The sequence below is a fragment of the Mycolicibacterium arseniciresistens genome (genome assembly GCF_030519285.1).
Lineage (GTDB): Bacteria > Actinomycetota > Actinomycetes > Mycobacteriales > Mycobacteriaceae > Mycobacterium > Mycobacterium arseniciresistens.
Window position 1 is genome coordinate 1 of the sequence record NZ_JAUMSQ010000243.1, and the last position, 14,326, is coordinate 14,326.

Annotated in this window: 21 protein-coding genes; 13 read left to right on the forward strand and 8 right to left on the reverse strand. The window is 69.9% G+C overall.

Translation table 11 applies throughout. From position 1 onward, the window contains the following. A partial coding sequence (locus Q2100_RS23800) for an FKBP-type peptidyl-prolyl cis-trans isomerase (protein ID WP_302916036.1) occupies window positions 1-448 on the forward strand: 448 nt, incomplete at its 5' end. 6 nt (window positions 449-454) lie between these two features. Here the strand turns inward: Q2100_RS23800 and Q2100_RS23805 are convergent. Continuing rightward, complete coding sequence (locus tag Q2100_RS23805) at window positions 455-1,297, reverse strand: EamA family transporter (RefSeq protein ID WP_264013189.1); 843 nt, start codon at window positions 1,295-1,297, stop codon at window positions 455-457. Window positions 1,298-1,565: 268 nt separating this feature from the next. Between Q2100_RS23805 and Q2100_RS23810 the strand changes: the two genes are divergently transcribed. After that, a complete protein-coding gene (locus tag Q2100_RS23810; RefSeq protein WP_302916053.1) occupies window positions 1,566-1,940 on the forward strand; it encodes an Hsp15 family ribosome-associated heat shock protein in 375 nt (124 codons plus the stop codon). A gap of 24 nt (window positions 1,941-1,964) precedes the next feature. Here Q2100_RS23810 and Q2100_RS23815 read toward each other — a convergent pair whose 3' ends face one another. Continuing rightward, the gene (locus Q2100_RS23815; RefSeq protein ID WP_302916037.1) at window positions 1,965-2,408 is read right to left on the reverse strand and encodes a hypothetical protein; all 444 of its coding nucleotides are present in this window, start codon (window positions 2,406-2,408) and stop codon (window positions 1,965-1,967) included. A gap of 210 nt (window positions 2,409-2,618) precedes the next feature. Between Q2100_RS23815 and Q2100_RS23820 the strand changes: the two genes are divergently transcribed. The 4 genes from Q2100_RS23820 to Q2100_RS23835 all read left to right on the forward strand — a co-directional run bounded on the left by Q2100_RS23820 (window position 2,619) and on the right by Q2100_RS23835 (window position 5,209). Next, window positions 2,619-2,906, forward strand: coding sequence for a DUF732 domain-containing protein (locus Q2100_RS23820; RefSeq protein WP_264013186.1), 288 nt, complete (start codon window positions 2,619-2,621; stop codon window positions 2,904-2,906). Window positions 2,907-2,932: 26 nt separating this feature from the next. Then, on the forward strand, window positions 2,933-3,742 hold the full coding sequence (locus Q2100_RS23825; RefSeq protein ID WP_302916038.1) for a DNA-formamidopyrimidine glycosylase family protein: 810 nt from the start codon (window positions 2,933-2,935) through the stop codon (window positions 3,740-3,742). Between the two features lie 43 nt (window positions 3,743-3,785). Next, entirely contained in the window at window positions 3,786-4,328 is a 543-nt protein-coding gene (locus tag Q2100_RS23830) for a hypothetical protein (RefSeq protein ID WP_302916039.1), read from the forward strand. Between the two features lie 101 nt (window positions 4,329-4,429). After that, the gene (locus tag Q2100_RS23835) at window positions 4,430-5,209 is read left to right on the forward strand and encodes a DUF6498-containing protein (RefSeq protein ID WP_302916040.1); all 780 of its coding nucleotides are present in this window, start codon (window positions 4,430-4,432) and stop codon (window positions 5,207-5,209) included. Here the strand turns inward: Q2100_RS23835 and Q2100_RS23840 are convergent. Beyond that, window positions 5,206-5,511, reverse strand: a complete 306-nt coding sequence (locus Q2100_RS23840) for a hypothetical protein (protein ID WP_302916041.1) — start codon at window positions 5,509-5,511, stop codon at window positions 5,206-5,208. The genes Q2100_RS23835 and Q2100_RS23840 overlap by 4 nt on opposite strands. Before the next feature lie 12 nt (window positions 5,512-5,523). Continuing rightward, window positions 5,524-5,961 (reverse strand): VOC family protein, encoded by a 438-nt coding sequence (locus Q2100_RS23845; protein ID WP_302916042.1) that lies wholly within the window; start codon window positions 5,959-5,961, stop codon window positions 5,524-5,526. A 103-nt stretch (window positions 5,962-6,064) separates the two neighbouring features. Here Q2100_RS23845 and Q2100_RS23850 point away from each other — a divergent pair, with 103 nt between their 5' ends. Continuing rightward, a complete protein-coding gene (locus Q2100_RS23850; RefSeq protein ID WP_302916043.1) occupies window positions 6,065-6,472 on the forward strand; it encodes a nuclear transport factor 2 family protein in 408 nt (135 codons plus the stop codon). A 1-nt stretch (window position 6,473) separates the two neighbouring features. Here Q2100_RS23850 and Q2100_RS23855 read toward each other — a convergent pair whose 3' ends face one another. Next, the gene (locus Q2100_RS23855; RefSeq protein WP_302916044.1) at window positions 6,474-7,586 is read right to left on the reverse strand and encodes a spore photoproduct lyase family protein; all 1,113 of its coding nucleotides are present in this window, start codon (window positions 7,584-7,586) and stop codon (window positions 6,474-6,476) included. A gap of 66 nt (window positions 7,587-7,652) precedes the next feature. On the opposite strand from Q2100_RS23855, the gene Q2100_RS23860 reads away from it, so the two are divergent. The 3 genes from Q2100_RS23860 to Q2100_RS23870 are packed head-to-tail and all read left to right on the forward strand — an operon-like array spanning window position 7,653 to window position 10,433. After that, entirely contained in the window at window positions 7,653-9,233 is a 1,581-nt protein-coding gene (locus Q2100_RS23860; RefSeq protein WP_302916045.1) for a class I adenylate-forming enzyme family protein, read from the forward strand. 9 nt (window positions 9,234-9,242) lie between these two features. Further along, complete coding sequence (locus Q2100_RS23865; RefSeq protein ID WP_302916046.1) at window positions 9,243-10,016, forward strand: enoyl-CoA hydratase/isomerase family protein; 774 nt, start codon at window positions 9,243-9,245, stop codon at window positions 10,014-10,016. Between the two features lie 45 nt (window positions 10,017-10,061). Beyond that, on the forward strand, window positions 10,062-10,433 hold the full coding sequence (locus Q2100_RS23870; protein WP_302916047.1) for a nuclear transport factor 2 family protein: 372 nt from the start codon (window positions 10,062-10,064) through the stop codon (window positions 10,431-10,433). A gap of 12 nt (window positions 10,434-10,445) precedes the next feature. Here the strand turns inward: Q2100_RS23870 and Q2100_RS23875 are convergent, their stop codons facing one another. Both Q2100_RS23875 and Q2100_RS23880 read right to left on the reverse strand, forming a co-directional pair. Beyond that, a complete protein-coding gene (locus Q2100_RS23875; RefSeq protein WP_302916048.1) occupies window positions 10,446-10,883 on the reverse strand; it encodes an SRPBCC family protein in 438 nt (145 codons plus the stop codon). Further along, on the reverse strand, window positions 10,880-11,212 hold the full coding sequence (locus tag Q2100_RS23880) for an ArsR/SmtB family transcription factor (protein WP_264013173.1): 333 nt from the start codon (window positions 11,210-11,212) through the stop codon (window positions 10,880-10,882). The genes Q2100_RS23875 and Q2100_RS23880 overlap by 4 nt, the downstream gene beginning before the upstream one ends. Before the next feature lie 114 nt (window positions 11,213-11,326). Here Q2100_RS23880 and Q2100_RS23885 point away from each other — a divergent pair, with 114 nt between their 5' ends. The 3 genes from Q2100_RS23885 to Q2100_RS23895 are packed head-to-tail and all read left to right on the forward strand — an operon-like array spanning window position 11,327 to window position 13,574. After that, window positions 11,327-12,118, forward strand: coding sequence for a DUF899 domain-containing protein (locus Q2100_RS23885; RefSeq protein ID WP_302916049.1), 792 nt, complete (start codon window positions 11,327-11,329; stop codon window positions 12,116-12,118). Beyond that, entirely contained in the window at window positions 12,115-12,858 is a 744-nt protein-coding gene (locus Q2100_RS23890; RefSeq protein WP_302916050.1) for a DUF899 family protein, read from the forward strand. Before Q2100_RS23885 ends, Q2100_RS23890 begins: the two co-directional genes overlap by 4 nt. A 50-nt stretch (window positions 12,859-12,908) precedes the next feature. After that, window positions 12,909-13,574, forward strand: coding sequence for a sensor domain-containing protein (locus tag Q2100_RS23895; protein WP_302916051.1), 666 nt, complete (start codon window positions 12,909-12,911; stop codon window positions 13,572-13,574). On the opposite strand, the gene Q2100_RS23900 is transcribed toward Q2100_RS23895, so the two are convergent. After that, on the reverse strand, window positions 13,569-14,138 hold the full coding sequence (locus Q2100_RS23900; RefSeq protein WP_302916052.1) for a class I SAM-dependent methyltransferase: 570 nt from the start codon (window positions 14,136-14,138) through the stop codon (window positions 13,569-13,571). The two genes, Q2100_RS23895 and Q2100_RS23900, sit on opposite strands and share 6 nt — an antisense overlap. Window positions 14,139-14,326: the final 188 nt, after the last annotated feature.

Here is a 14,326-nt window from a genome sequence, read left to right on the forward strand (position 1 = left end):
GGCACCGCCCGAGCAGGGCGCCGCGCCGGAGTGGACGCTGCCCGGGGCGACCGGCAGCGTGGCGGTCACCGGGTCCACCGACGCGGCGGCACCGCTCATCACCGTGACCGCACCGTTCAGCGTGGGCGAGACCCAGGTGCAGACCCTGCAGGCGGGCGACGGCCCGGTCGTCGCGGACACCGCATCGGTGTCGGTCTGCTACATGGGCGTCAACGGCCGGGACGGCTCGGTGTTCGACAGCAGCTACGTGGGGGGTCCCCCGGTCGAGTTCTCGCTCGACGGTGTCGTGGCCGGCTTCCAGAAGGCCATCGCCGGGCAGAAGGTCGGTTCCACCGTCGGTGTCGCGATGACCTCGGCCGACGGCTATCCCGACGGCCAGCCCAGCGCCGGCATCGAGAAGGGCGACACGCTCGTCTTCGCGATCAAGATCCTCGACGCCTCGAGCTGAGCCGACTCACGTCAGGCTGATCAGCAGCACACCGGCCAGCACCACACCGGCCGCGATCGCCCGGCGCGCCCCCATCTTCTCGTCGAGGAACCACGCGCCGATCAACGCGCCGAACACGATGCTCGTTTCCCGCAGAGCCGCGATGGGCGCCAGCGCACCGCTGGTCTGCGCCCACAACACGATCGTGTAGGCGGTCAGCGAGATCACGCCGCCGGCGGCGCCGGACGCCGCCGACATGCGCACCGACCGCGACAGCCCGGCGCGTCGCCGCCGGATGAGCGCGATGACGGCGATCGGCGGGCCCTGCAGGAGGAACATCCACCCGGTGTAGGACCACAGTGGCGCCTGCATTACGCCCACACCGTCGACCACGGTGTACGCGGCGATCATCAGGCCCGTGAGCATCGCCACCGCCAGCGCGGGCAGCTCCCGCCGCCCCGGCCGCCCGCCGACCAGGACGAGGGCGATGAGACCGGCCGACACCGCCAGCACACCGAGAAGTTGGCCGATTGGCAGATCGTGGCCGAGAACCACGATCGACACCAGCGCGACCACCCACGGCGACGTGCCGCGGGCCAGCGGGTACATCTGGCTGAACTCGCCGAGTTGATAGCTGGCGAGCAGCAGCAGGTTGTAGACGACGTGCAGTGCCGCAGAGGCGACGATGAACGGCCAGGCGCCGGCCGGGGGCAGCCCGCCGACCGCCGCCATCGCCGCCCCGCCCACCGCATCCACCACGCCGATCAACGCGAAGCCGACCAGCCGGTCACTGGCCCCGTGCGCCAGTGAGTTCCAGACCGCGTGCAACAGCGCCGAGAACAGCACGGCGAGGGCGATGGTGAGTGTCATCGGACGACGGTCGCCGGTCGGTCCGCCGAAGCAGGTGTGTGCGGTTGGGTGCCTGTGCGCATCATGGACCTCCTCGGCGGGGCGCGGCGCACCGCCGGAGATCCTCCAGGCTTTTGTCCGTTCAGATGACCGCGACTCGTCGGGAGTCGCGGTGGCGTCGCTCGGACCAGGCACGCGCAGGCGTCGGAACCCTAGACGCTGTCGTCGTCGAACGTAGCACCGTCACTTCACGCCGTCGCGCTGGATGAGCGCCCGCCGAGCGGCCATGATGGGTCTCGTGGAGGCGACGCGCGTGGACCGCTGGCTGTGGTCGGTGCGGTTGACGAAGACCAGACCGGACGCCGCCGCGGCCTGCCGCGGTGGCCACGTCCGCGTCAACGACCGGATCGCCAAACCGTCGACGATGCTCTCCCCCGGTGACCAGATCCGCGTCCGGATGGCCGACACCACGCGGATCGTCGAGGTGCTGCGGGTCATCCACAAGAGGGTCGGTGCGGCCGAAGCGGTGACGTGTTACCTGGACCGGACACCGGCGCGGCCCGCGGACCCGGTCATCGCGGTGGCGGTCCGTGACCGCGGGGCGGGGCGGCCGACCAAACGGGACCGACGGCTACTCGACAAGTGGCGCGCGGGCCTCGGTTAGCTCAGAGCGCGCTCCTCCCCCTCACTAACGCGGCACCGACCCGGGCGGCATGTCGACGCCGATCTCATCGCAGATCGGCGGGATGATGATGAGCGATCCACGCGGGCTGCAGAAGGGCGTACCCGGCGGCAGCGGCGACGGCGGAGGTGCCGGATACAGCGGTGGCGGCGGCGTGGCCGGATGCGGCGCGCCGGACCAGGGATAGATGGTCCAGGTGGTGACGTCGACGATGCCCTCGGAGTTCCAGTACCAGTCATGGCAGACGTTGCGGTCCCACGTCAGCACCTGGCCGCCCGGTATGGCCGGATCGCCGGGACACCAGTGCGTGCAGGTCTGCCCCACCGGGCAGTTCCCGCCCTGATAGCTGGGGCCCTGAGCGGCCGACGTGCCTGCGCTCAGCGCGAAGCCGGTCAACGCCACTCCGCCGGACACCGCGGCCGCCGTCACGAACCGTGTGAGTCGGTTCAAGGTCGGATCCTCTCGTCGGGCACCGCCCCCATGGCGCTGCTCATGCCTCGAGTACACGGCGCGCGGCCGGCTACCGATCCCAACATCCCTCAGTGTGAACAACCGGCAGCGCAACTTCCCGATGTTTGAGCCCGCCCGTGGTGGACAATGACCAGCGTCAGCGTCCGCCAGTTCGATCGTGCGATCCCGCCGCAAGCCGAAGGAAGTCCCATGGTCCGATCATTCGCAGCCCTGGTCATCGCCGCATCCGCCGGGCTGGCCTTCGCACCGCCCGCGGCCGCCGGCGAGGCCGATTTCCTGCGCCTGCAGGACAAGTTCCCGTTCCTGTCCCAGGCGCAGCTGCTCACCACGGGCTATCAGGCGTGCCAGGCCTCCCGCAACGGCGTCGGCTCTGCCACCATCGTCAGCCTGGTCCAGAAGGAACTCGACCCCCTCGGCGTCACCGTGGGTTCCGCGACGGACATCGTCTCCACCGCCATCGTCCAGCTCGACTGCTGAGTCGCCGCGGTCAAGAGCGCTGACGCGTGCCCGAGGGTGACACCGTGTACGCACTGGCGCAACGACTCGACCGCGCGCTGCGTGGTCGCACGCTGACTCACGGCGAGCTACGGGTGCCGAGTCACGCTACGGACGACCTCACCGGCAGGACCGTGCAGGCCCACATCACGCACGGCAAGCACCTTCTCACCCGGCTGTCGGGCGACCTCACCCTGCACACCCACCTGCGGATGTCGGGATCGTGGACCATCTCCCCGACCGGGCGCTGGTTGCCGCGCACGGTCATGCCCGACGTCCGGGTCGTGCTTCGCACCGACGGGCCGGCGGCCTACGGCGTGAAGCTGCCCGTCGTCGAGTTGCTGCGCACCCGTGACGAATCCGACGTCGTCGGACACCTCGGCCCGGACCCGCTGCGCGACGACTGGGACCTCGAGGAAGCCGCGTGCCGCATCGCGGCCGAACCGGACCGCCCGCTCGTCGCCGCCCTGCTCGACCAGCGCTGCGTGGCGGGCTTCGGCAACCTGTGGGCCAACGAGCTGTGCTTCCTGCGCGGCCACAGCCCGTGGACGCCGGTGCGACTCGTGGACCTGCCGGCCCTGCTGGACCTCGGTGCTCGGGCGCTTCGACACTCGGCCACCGTCCCAGGCGCGATGCAGGTGACGACGGGGGTGCGCCGCAAGGGTGAGCAGCACTGGGTGGCCGGTCGCGCCGGCCGGCCGTGCCTGCGCTGCGGGACCACGGTACGGGTGGTCGCCGAGGTGCCCAACGATCCGGAGCGGCGACGCACCTGGTGGTGTCCGCACTGTCAGCCGGGCCCGGCCGGGCCGCCGCCGTGATGGTGCGGAACACCTCGGGCGAAAAGCGGGTATCTCCCCCTCCATGGCGGAGTACACCGATCCCGAATTACGGGAGCGCATCAAAGAAGAGATCAAGGCCTCGGACAAGGGCGGCAAGAAGGGGCAGTGGTCGGCACGCAAGAGTCAGCTGCTGACCCAGGAGTACGAGCGGCAGGGCGGCGGCTACCGAGGCCCGAAAGACGACCGGCAGAAGTCTCTGGAGCAGTGGGGCAAGGAAGACTGGCAGACGAAGGACGGCGGCGCGCGCGCCCGCGGCAACCGTGGTGAGACGAAGCGGTACCTGCCGAAGAAGGCATGGGATCAGCTCTCCGACGCAGAGAAGAAAGCCACCGACAGCAAGAAGCGCAGCGCGTCGGCATCCGGCAGGCAGCACGTGCCGAACACCAAGGCCGCCAAGGGCGCACGCGCGGTCGGCCGGCTCGACGAGCTGCCGGTCGCCCAAGCCGTCAAGCTCGTCGGGGAACTCGACAAGCGCCAGCTCACCTCCGCCCTGCAGCGCGAGCGCGACGGCAAGGCCCGCAAGACGCTGATCGAGCGGCTGGAGGCGGAGCTCTCCCGACGCTGATCCCGGCGGCGCCTCGGCGGCCGGGTCAATCTCCGACGGGCGCACAGCGCGGTGCGTGATCGGCGGAGAGGAGCGGGCATGCCGGCGAACAGGGCCACCGGGTGACGCGTTTCGTCCACCCGCTGAGCCTGCTGGCGGTGATCGCGGTCCCGATCGTCGGCTGGTTCTTCGAGGACTGGTCCGGACCCACCACGCTGGCCGTCTACTGGTTCGAGAACGTCGCGATGTGCGCGTTCATCGTGGCCCGGATCATGTTGCACCGGCGGTGGTCTCCACGCAGCGGTCACTTCAGGTACGTGGCGCCGAGCGCGGACCGGCGCAGTTCACGCAACAGCTCCTCGTTCCTCACCGGCTTCGCCGTCACCGGTTTCGCGTTCTGCGCGGCGCACGCGGTGTTCCTCGCGGCGATCTTGTTCCTGCTCAACCGCAACGGCGAGGGCCGCCTCGCCGACGTCGACTGGCGCAGCGTCGGATTCGGATGTCTGAGCGTGCTCGCCTTCCTCGCGCTCGACTTCTTCGCCGACCTGTTCAGCCTGCGCAGGTGGTCGTTCTGGCAGCTCGAACAGACCGCCCAGCGCGGGCTGAGCCGCGTCGTCGTCGTCCACCTCACCCTGATCTTCGGATTCATCGGCATCGCCCTGACCGACTCGCCCAGCGCGTTCTTCGGAGTCTTCGTCGTCCTCAAGACGATGGCATCGCTGAGCGCCGTGCTGCCCCAGTATGAGCCCAAGACGCCGCCGAAATGGTTCAGCAACATCATGAACCGCGTCCCCAACGTCCGCCCGGGCGAGCGATTCGAGGACTTCTGGGCCGAGGACCGCGCCGACGAAGCGGAGCGCCGCGAACGCAACGAGCGTCCGTGGACCGCCCGGCGGCACTAGTCCTGTGACGAGTCATCGGGTGCAGGGACGTGGGTCTCCCACCGCGCCCGGCGCTGCTCGTCGGTCTGCTCCCACCACGGTGTGCCCCGCTCCCCCAATGCAACCTTGGCCGCGTGCACACCCGCCCGCACCGCCGATTCCCGATCGGTTCCGCGGGCCTGGCGCACCTTCCGCCGCCACGCCATCAGGATGCGGGTGAGCTCGGCCCGCCGCTCCTCGGGGATCGCCGGATCGGTCGCCCGCCACTTGCGTCCGTCGACGACGATGTGGTGCCCGTCGGCGGTTCTCGGCGGATCACTCATCGGTGCGACCGGTCAGTCGAGGCAGAACTCATTGCCCTCGGGATCGGCCATGATGATGTGGCCGCCCTGCAGCGGGGGCGCGGGTTCATGCCGGCCCAGCCGGGTGGCGCCGAGGGCCTGCAGTCGCTCGCACTCGTGCTCCAAAGCGGTCATCCGCTCGTCCCCGCTCGATCCGGGCGCCACGCGCACATCGAGATGCACCCGGTTCTTGGCGGCCTTGCCCTCCGGCACGCGCTGGAAGTAGATGCGCGGCCCGCGGCCATCCGGGTCGACGAGGGCCGAGGCGTCGTTGCGCCGGTCGGGCGGAACGCCCATCGCTGCGAGCGCGTCGTCCCACGTGTCGAACCCCTCCGGAGGCGGCTGAACGACGAAACCCAGCACCTCCGCCCAGAACCCGGCGAGCGCAGCCGGATCGGCGCAGTCGAACGTCACCTGGAGCTCGCGGCCCATCCCGGCATTCTATCGGCCGTGGCCGCCGACGTCCGGAGGTCGCAATGTGTGACGAACGCCTGACGTGCGGCATGGTCTCGGCGGCGCGGGGTACATCGGCACCATGCAAGATCTGGCGCAGAAATTCGTCAACGCACTGGACAGGCTGCACCGGGACCGCGACGTTGATCCGCTGGTGGACCTGTTCGCCGACGACGCGACGTTGAACAAGGCCGGCCTGCCGCACGGGCAGCGCGGCAAGGACGGCGCCCGGGTGTTCTGGCAGCAGTACCGCGATGTCTTCGGTGACATCGACGCGGCGTTCCGGCACCGGGTCACCGACGACGACGTGACGTTCCTGGAGTGGACCTCGGAGGGCACCCTGCGGGACGGAACGGAGTTCCGCTACGACGGGGTGAGCGTGCTGGAGGCGAAGGGCGGCAGCATCACCGCGTTCCGCACGTACTACGACACGGCCGCGTTCCTCGACACCGACCTGGCCAGCGCGGTCGGCACCCCGAAGCGCGAATAGGCTAGAAGGCGTACCGGATCCGGCACTCCGGCAGCATCTCGGCGATCAGGTCGGTGAGCTGCTGCACCCAGCGGCCCTTCCATGGCGTCTTGTACCGGACGTTCCACTGGCCGCTCTGGCTGCGCTTGAGCTGCTGCAGGTCCGGCCGCCACAGCAGATCCTCACCCTTGGGGTGCCAGCCCAGGTTGACGTCGTGCAGGCCCTCGTTGTGGGTGAGGAAGATGATCTCCGCGGCGAGTTGCCGCTTCGTGCGTTCGTTGGTGCCGTCGGCGATCTGCTCGAACAGTTCCGCCCAGTCGGCCAGCCAGTTCTCGTGCACGATCACCGGGCTGAAATTGAGGTGCACCTCGTAGCCCGCGTCGACGAAGTCGTCCAATGCGGCGATGCGGTCGGCGATCTTCGACGTGCGGACGTCGACGGTGCGCGACGTGTCCGCGGGCATCAGGCTGAACCGCACCCGGGTGCCGCCGCGCGGGTCGTAGTCGAGCAGGTCCCGGTTGACGAGTTTCGTCGCGAAGCTCGCCTTGGCGCTGGGGACACGGGCGAACAGCTCGACGAGGTCGCGGACGTTGTCGGACACCATTGCATCGACAGAGCAGTCGCTGTTCTCACCGATGTCGTACACCCAGTCGGCGGGGTCGCACTGATTGGGCTCCGGCTTTACGCCCTGGCGTGCCGCGTGCCGCTCGAGGTAGCCGGTGATCTTCTCGATGTTGGCGAACACCGTGATCGGATTGGCATAGCCCTTCCGTCGCGGCACGTAGCAGTAGGAGCACGCCATGGCGCAGCCGTTGGCGGTGGACGGCGCGATCCAGTCACTCGACCGTTCGTTGCGGCGCGCTGCCAGGCTCTTCTTCTCGCCGAGCACCAGCACCTCGCGCTTGATGCGCACCCAGTCCTCGACGTTGCCCTCGTTGCCGTACAGGCCGGGGATCGCCTGGTGGGACGGAACCTCGATGAGTTCGGCACCGGCGTACCGGTCGAGCACCTGTCGGGCGCGCGGGAACCGGTCGATGCCCGGCTCGTGGTAGATCCGCTTGATGTCGAGGAGGCGGTCGGCCAGATCGGCCGGGGTCCGGCGAGCCGATGCCCCGTCGTGGAGCGACGACGTCATACCTGCTTCAACGTGGCGCGGCGCCCGGGCGTTCCGTGATCGCCGCCGTTGGGCAGGATCGGGACTGTGACATCCATCCCGGCGGCGATCCCGCCGACCGTTCCGGCGCTCCTGCGGCGCAGCGTGCGTGAACACGGCTCCCACCCCTACCTCGTCACCCCCACCGACCGACTCACCTATGACGACGCCGACAGGCGGTCTGCCCACATCGCGCGACGGCTGCTGCGCAGCGGTGTCGGCAAGGGCGCCCGTGTCGGGCTGTTCTTCCCCAACGGCGCCGAGTGGGTGCTCTGGTGGCTCGCACTGTCCCGGATCGGTGCGGTCGTGGTGCCGCTGAGCACGATGTACGCGCCGGCCGAGATCGCGAAGGTGTTGCGGCTGGCCGACGTCGGGCTGCTGGTGGCGCCGCCCCGGGTGCTCACCACCGACACCCCGGAACGCCTGGAGGCCGCGCTGCCGGGGCTGGCCGGGCAGCGCGACGGCGATGTCGCGGTGGCCGCTGCGCCGTATCTGCGCCGCGTCGTGCTCACCGGGCCCGCCGATCGGGCATGGGCGACCGTGTGGGACGACGACTCCGCGGACGGGGTGGCGCCGGAGATCCTGGCCGCCGCCGAGGCCGAGGTGTCGCCCGCCGACCTGGCCATCATGGTGCACACCTCCGGGTCCACGGCCGACCCCAAGGGCGTGCTGCACACCCACGGCACGCTGGCCCGGCAGACCTCGACCTGGCCCGCCGCCGTCAGGGCCATCTCCCGGTCCTCCGGCCCGCCCCGGATCCTCTGCGCCATGCCGTTCTTCTGGATCGGCGGCGTGCTCGCGGCGGCCGGCGCGTTGCACGAACCGACCACGGTGCTCACCATGGCGCGGCTCGACGCGGGCACGGCGCTCGACCTCGTCGAGCGGGAACAGGCCACCGGGGTGGTGGGCTGGCCGGCGTTCACCCAGCGGCTGCGCGAGCACCCCAGCTTCGCCGGCCGCGACCTGAGCAGTGCGCCCATGCTGCGCGATGGTCCGCTCGACATCGCAATGACCGACGTGCCAGACGGTTACCCGGTGCACCGCACCATGTCAGAGACCGCGGGCGGCTTCGTCTTCACCGACATCGCGGTCGTCGACGACGACGGCGTGCCGGTATCCGACGGGACCACCGGGGAACTGCTGGTCCGCGGCGTCGGGGTGATGGCCGGCTACAACAAGAAGGAGCGGTGGGAGACCTTCGACCGGGACGGCTGGTACCACACCGGTGACCGGGTCTACCGCAGGACCGGCGACCCGCGGCTGTTCTACGTCGGCCGCACCGGTGACCTCATCAAAGCCGCGGGCGCCAACGTGTCCCCGTTGGAGGTCGAGGCGGTGATCGAGTCGTCGGCCGACGTGGCGCAGTGCGTGGTGGTCGGGGTGGAGCACCCGGACCGCGGCGAGGAGGTGTGCGCGGTCGTCGTCCCGGCGGCGCAGGCGGGCCCGACAGACTTCGCCGTCCTCGCGGCGTACGCGCGCGACCACCTGTCGCCCTACAAGATCCCCACCCGCTGGGCCTCGGCAACAAGTGACCGCATCCCGACGCTGGCCAGCGGCAAGCTGGACCGCCGGGCCCTGCGGACGATGATCGCCGACGGTGCACTGGAGTCGGCACACCTGCGCACCTAGTGTTCAGCCATGGGATTCGTCACCTACGAGCTGGACGATCACGTCGCGACCATCACGATGGACCGCCCCGAGGCGCGCAACGCCATCAACGGCGCGCTGCGCAGTGACCTCAACGCGGCATGGGACACCTTCCGCGACGACGAGGACGCCTGGGTCGCGATCCTGACGGCCAACGGGGACGTGCACTGCGCCGGGGGCGACCTGAAGGACAGCGAAGGCGTGGTGGGCACCTTCGGCGGCACGTTCTGGGAGAAGCCGACCATCAACTCCTTCGAGAGCGGCATGGAACTCTTCAAGCCGACCATCGCCGCGGTGCACGGCCCTTGTATCGGCTACGGACTGACCGGAGTCCTGTTCTGCGACTTCGTCATCGCGAGCACCGAGGCCACCTTCTCCTACCCCGAGGTGGCGATCGGCGTCCCGACGATCGTCGGGGCCATCCGGCTGCCCCAGCGCGTCGGATGGGCCAACGCCATGGAACTGCTGTTGACCGGCAAGCCGATGAGTGCCCAACGCGCCAAGGAGATCGGCCTGGTGTGGAAGCTGGTGGAACCCGATGCGCTGCAACAGGAGGCCCGCGCCTGGGCGCGGACGCTGACCGAGGCGGCGCCCCTGGCTCAGCGGGCCACCAAGGAGGTCGCCTGGCGGTCCGCGGACATGGGCTGGATCGAGTCGGTCCGGTTCGGCGAGACGATGCGCAAGGTGGCCGGCGCCACCGAGGATGCGGCCGAAGGCCCGAGGGCATGGCTCGAGAAGCGCAAACCCACCTGGCGCGGCCGTTGACCGCTCACGGTCTTGAATGTCGCCGTAGGCGGGTATCCCCCGCGGGTGACCGATGAAGTGCTCGATCTGCTCCTGGAACTCGAACGCGCCGGCTGGGATTCACTGTGCAACAGCACCGGGTCCGAGTTCTACGCCGGGGTCATGTTGCCTGACGCCCTGATGGTGCTCGCCAACGGCATGGTGATGGACCGCGACGCGGTGGTGGAGGCGTTGTCGCAATCCCCGCCGTGGCGCCGCTACGAACTCGGCGACGTCCGCCTCGTCCGCCCCGCCGACGACACGGGGATCCTCGTTTACACGGCGACCGGATACCGCGACGACGACCCGCCGTTCGTCGGCGCCATGTCCAGCGTCTACACGCGCACCGACGCCGGCTGGAAACTCGCGCTCTACCAGCAGACCCAGATCCCCGGCTGACCGGCGTCGCCGTCACCCGCCGGTCAGCGCCTCCGCGAGCTGTTCGCAGATGGCGGTCCAGCCGCCGTGGAAGTCGTCGTACTCGTGCGGCGGCAGCATCGCGTGCTCGATGGCCATCACCGTCTGCTCGTCACCGGCCGGCGTGAACGTCACCTCGACCACGCTGCTGACCGTCGGATCCGGCCAGTCGGAGTTGCTCCACGACAGCCGCAGCAGGCGCGGGCGCTCGATGGCGAGGAAGCGCCCGGTGATGAGCACGAGCGTGCCCGCGTTGTCGACGTCGAAGCGGAACCGGCCGTCGACGCGTGGGTCGATGAACACGTGGATGCACCGGTCCGGGCGCGGACACATCCACTCCGCCAAGGACTCCGGGTCCAGCCACTGGTCGAACACGACATCGGGTGGTGCGGGCATCACGCGCTGCACCCGCACGACCGGCGCCTCGGTCAACGTGCCTGCCCTTTCCGGCGCAGGCGGTCCTGCAGCGCGTCGGCGCGTGCGGTCCAGAAGTCCGTCTGCTGGTCGAGCCACCGCTGTGCCAGCGTGAGCCCGTCGGGACGCAGCGACACCCAGTGCTCGCGGCCGCGGACCTCGCGTTGCACCAGGCCTGCCGACTCCAGCACGCCGATGTGCCGCGATACTCCGGCGAACGTCATCGGCAGGGGCGCCGCGAGATCGGTGATCCGCGCATCGCCCCCGCGCAGCGTCTCCAGGAGACGGCGGCGGGTGGGGTCCGCCAGCGCACCGTAGGTGCGGTCGAGCACCTGATCTTCAACCATTTTGTTGACTATAGCGGGCGCCTGTGTTGTGGTGGATCCGGAATGTTCAACTGATTTGTATAACGTTCGGCGTGGTCGCCGACGGCCGACGCCGAGATGGAGAGGGGACGGGCGATGCACACGCCTCCGGTGGTGTCCGCGCAGGAGTGGGAAGCTGCTCTGCAGCAGATGCTGGTCAAAGAGAAGGAGCTGACTCGGGCGAAGGACGCGCTCGCCGCGCAGCGCCGCAGGATGCCGTGGATGGCGGTGGACAGGGACTACGTCTTCGACGGGCCCGACGGCGAGGTGAGCCTGCTCGATCTCTTCGACGGGCGGCGCCAGTTGATCGTCTATCGCGCGTTCGTCGATCCCGGCCTGCACGGGTGGCCCGACCACGGCTGCATCGGCTGCTCCCTGATGGCCGACCACATCGGCAACCTTGCGCACCTCAACGCCCGCGACACCACGCTGGTGTACGTGTCACGCGGCTCCCAGGCCGACATCGCCCGCATCAAAGCCCGGATGGGCTGGGACATCCCCTGGTACACCATCATCGCCGAACCGGACAGCGGCTTCGACGTCGACTTCGGGGTGCACGAGTGGCACGGCACCAACGCCTTCATCCGCGCCGGTGACACCGGCGAACGGGTGTTCCGCACCTACTCCATCAACAACCGTGGCGACGAAGCCTTCGTCAACACCTGGAGCTTCCTCGACATGACGGCGCTGGGTCGCCAGGAGACGTGGGAGGACTCGCCGCAGGGGTATCCGCAGAGCCCGGCCTACGAGTGGTGGAGCTGGCACGACGAATACGGCAGCCGCGAGCCGTCACGGTGGTTCGGCGAGCCCGACCCCGACGATCCGAAGGACATCCGCCCCCCGCGTGAGCCGCAGGCCTGCGCCCAGTGCGCCCCAGCGAATCCGTGACCGGCATCCCGGCGGGAACACCGCTGCCCCCGCCCGTCGACCGTGCCGTTTTCGAGGCGGAACTCGCCGAACTGCGGGCCAGGGAGAAGGCGCACATCCGGCAGGGCGACGCGATCGCCGCGGCCCGCCGCCGGCTGCCGATGGTCGAGGTGGACGCCGGACTCGAGATCGCCGGCCCGGGTGGCCCCCTCACGCTCCGCGATGCCTTCGAGGGACGCACCCAGCTCGTCGCCTACTACTTCATGTGGAACCCCGGGCGGCCGGCCCCCGAGCAGTGCGAGGGCTGCACCTGGGTGACCACGCAGGTCACGGAGCTGTCATACCTGCACTCGCGGGACATCACCTACGCCGTGTTCTGTCAGGGCCCGCTCGACGAGAGTCTGCGCTATCGCGAGTTCATGGGCTGGGACGTGCCGTGGTACTCCGCGCTGCCGTCCCTGGACCGGCTGCTCGTCGGGCGGCAGGCCGGAATGATGCACATCGTCTGCTACGTACGCGACGGTGACCGGGTGTTCGAGACCTACTGGACCACACTGCGCGGTGTCGAGGCGATGGACTACAGCCTCGCGCTGATGGACCTCACCGTCTACGGGCGGCAGGAGCCCTGGGAGGACTCGCCGTCCGGCTGGCCGCAACCCTGGCAGGTCGACGGCTCCAACACGCGCAGCGACGGCCGGCCGATCCCGCAGTGGTCCCGCATCGAAGCGGGACGATCCGACGATCTCGGTGTGGGTCGCTGACGGCCTGATTCGTGCAGTCCGCCTCGGTCCGCGCGGCTTACGATCGACCCATGCGTCCAGGTCGAATCCGCGCGGGCGTGGTGGGTACCGCGGCCGCCGTGGCGGTGGGTTGTGTGGGTTGCGCCCCCGCCGTCGAGGAAGCCGGTCCGCCGCCGGTCGATCCGCTGACGAGCATGCTGCTCAGCGAGACGGAGGTCAACGCGATCGTCGCGCCGGCGGTGCTGACGACGACGTTCACCTACCGCACGCTGTTCGAACTCCGCGAGGGCAAGGCCTACGCCCCGGCCGAATGCCTTGCCGTCGAAGCGAACACGATGACCGAGGTGTACGACGGCAGCGAATTCGGTGCGGTGCGTGGTGCGGTGCTGGACGCCGACGACGAGACCGCCGATCTGGACCAGGGAGTGATCGAGTTCGAAACCCCGGCCGCCGCAGGTGCTTTCGTCGACCGGACGGTGGCCACCTGGCAGCGCTGCGCGGGCGGGGTGCTGACCGTCACCGACGAGGACCCGGAGCCGTGGCTGCTGTCGATGGATGAACCGCAGCGCGACGACGGCGTCGAACTGGTCCGGGTCCGGTCCGACACCGGCTACGTCAGCACCCACGCGATGCGGGTCGTCGGTGATGTGGTGGTCGACGTCCGCGCGTCCCACGGGGGTGTCAGCGAGCACGCCGTGGCGCTGGTGAACGCGATCTCGGGGCGCAGCAGCCTATGAGGTGACCGCTCGGGCGGTGGCGGTCCAGCCGTACGGGTTGGTGCGCACTTCGATCTCCTCGAAGCCCGCCGCCGCCAGCCTGGACGTCAGCGAGTCCGGGTCCACAGGGTTGTAGGTGTCGCCCTCGTGGTGGGCCTCGAGTTCGTCGCTGGCGAGGCTGTCGCTTGCGACCAGGGGCGCCCCCGGGGCGAGCACCCGCGCGACCTCGGCGAATAGCCGGTCCTGCAGTTCCGCCGTCGGAACGTGGTGCAGCATGGTGAAACACGCCGCGCCGGTGAACCGGTCGTCCGCGTAGGGCAGCGCGATGGCGTCGCCGTGCACGATGTCCACCGAGGGCGCCCCGGAGTAGCGCTCGGTGAGCATCGCGGCAAGGTCGGCGTCGATCTCCACCGCCGTCACGTGGCCCACAGTCCGGCTGAGCACGTCGGTGGTCGCGCCGTAGCCGGGTCCGACCTCCAGGACGTCGTCACCGAGATCGGTGCTGCCGAGGGCCCACGGCAGGATGACGTCCCGGATCATCTGCCGCCACTCGTCACTGCCGCAGCGCTCGTGTGCCTCGTTCACGCGCTCACCCCTGCCCGATCGGTGTGCCCGTCGCAGAGTGTGACACACGGGCGCCTGCTGCGGCCGGCGGTGGTGGTTCGGCGATCGGCGGTGTCGCGTGACTGCAGTAGCGTCGAAGACGTGAATGCCGAACACAATCCGGTCGTCGTGCCCGGGCCGCCCGAGGCCGCCGCCCCGCCGCCGGCCCC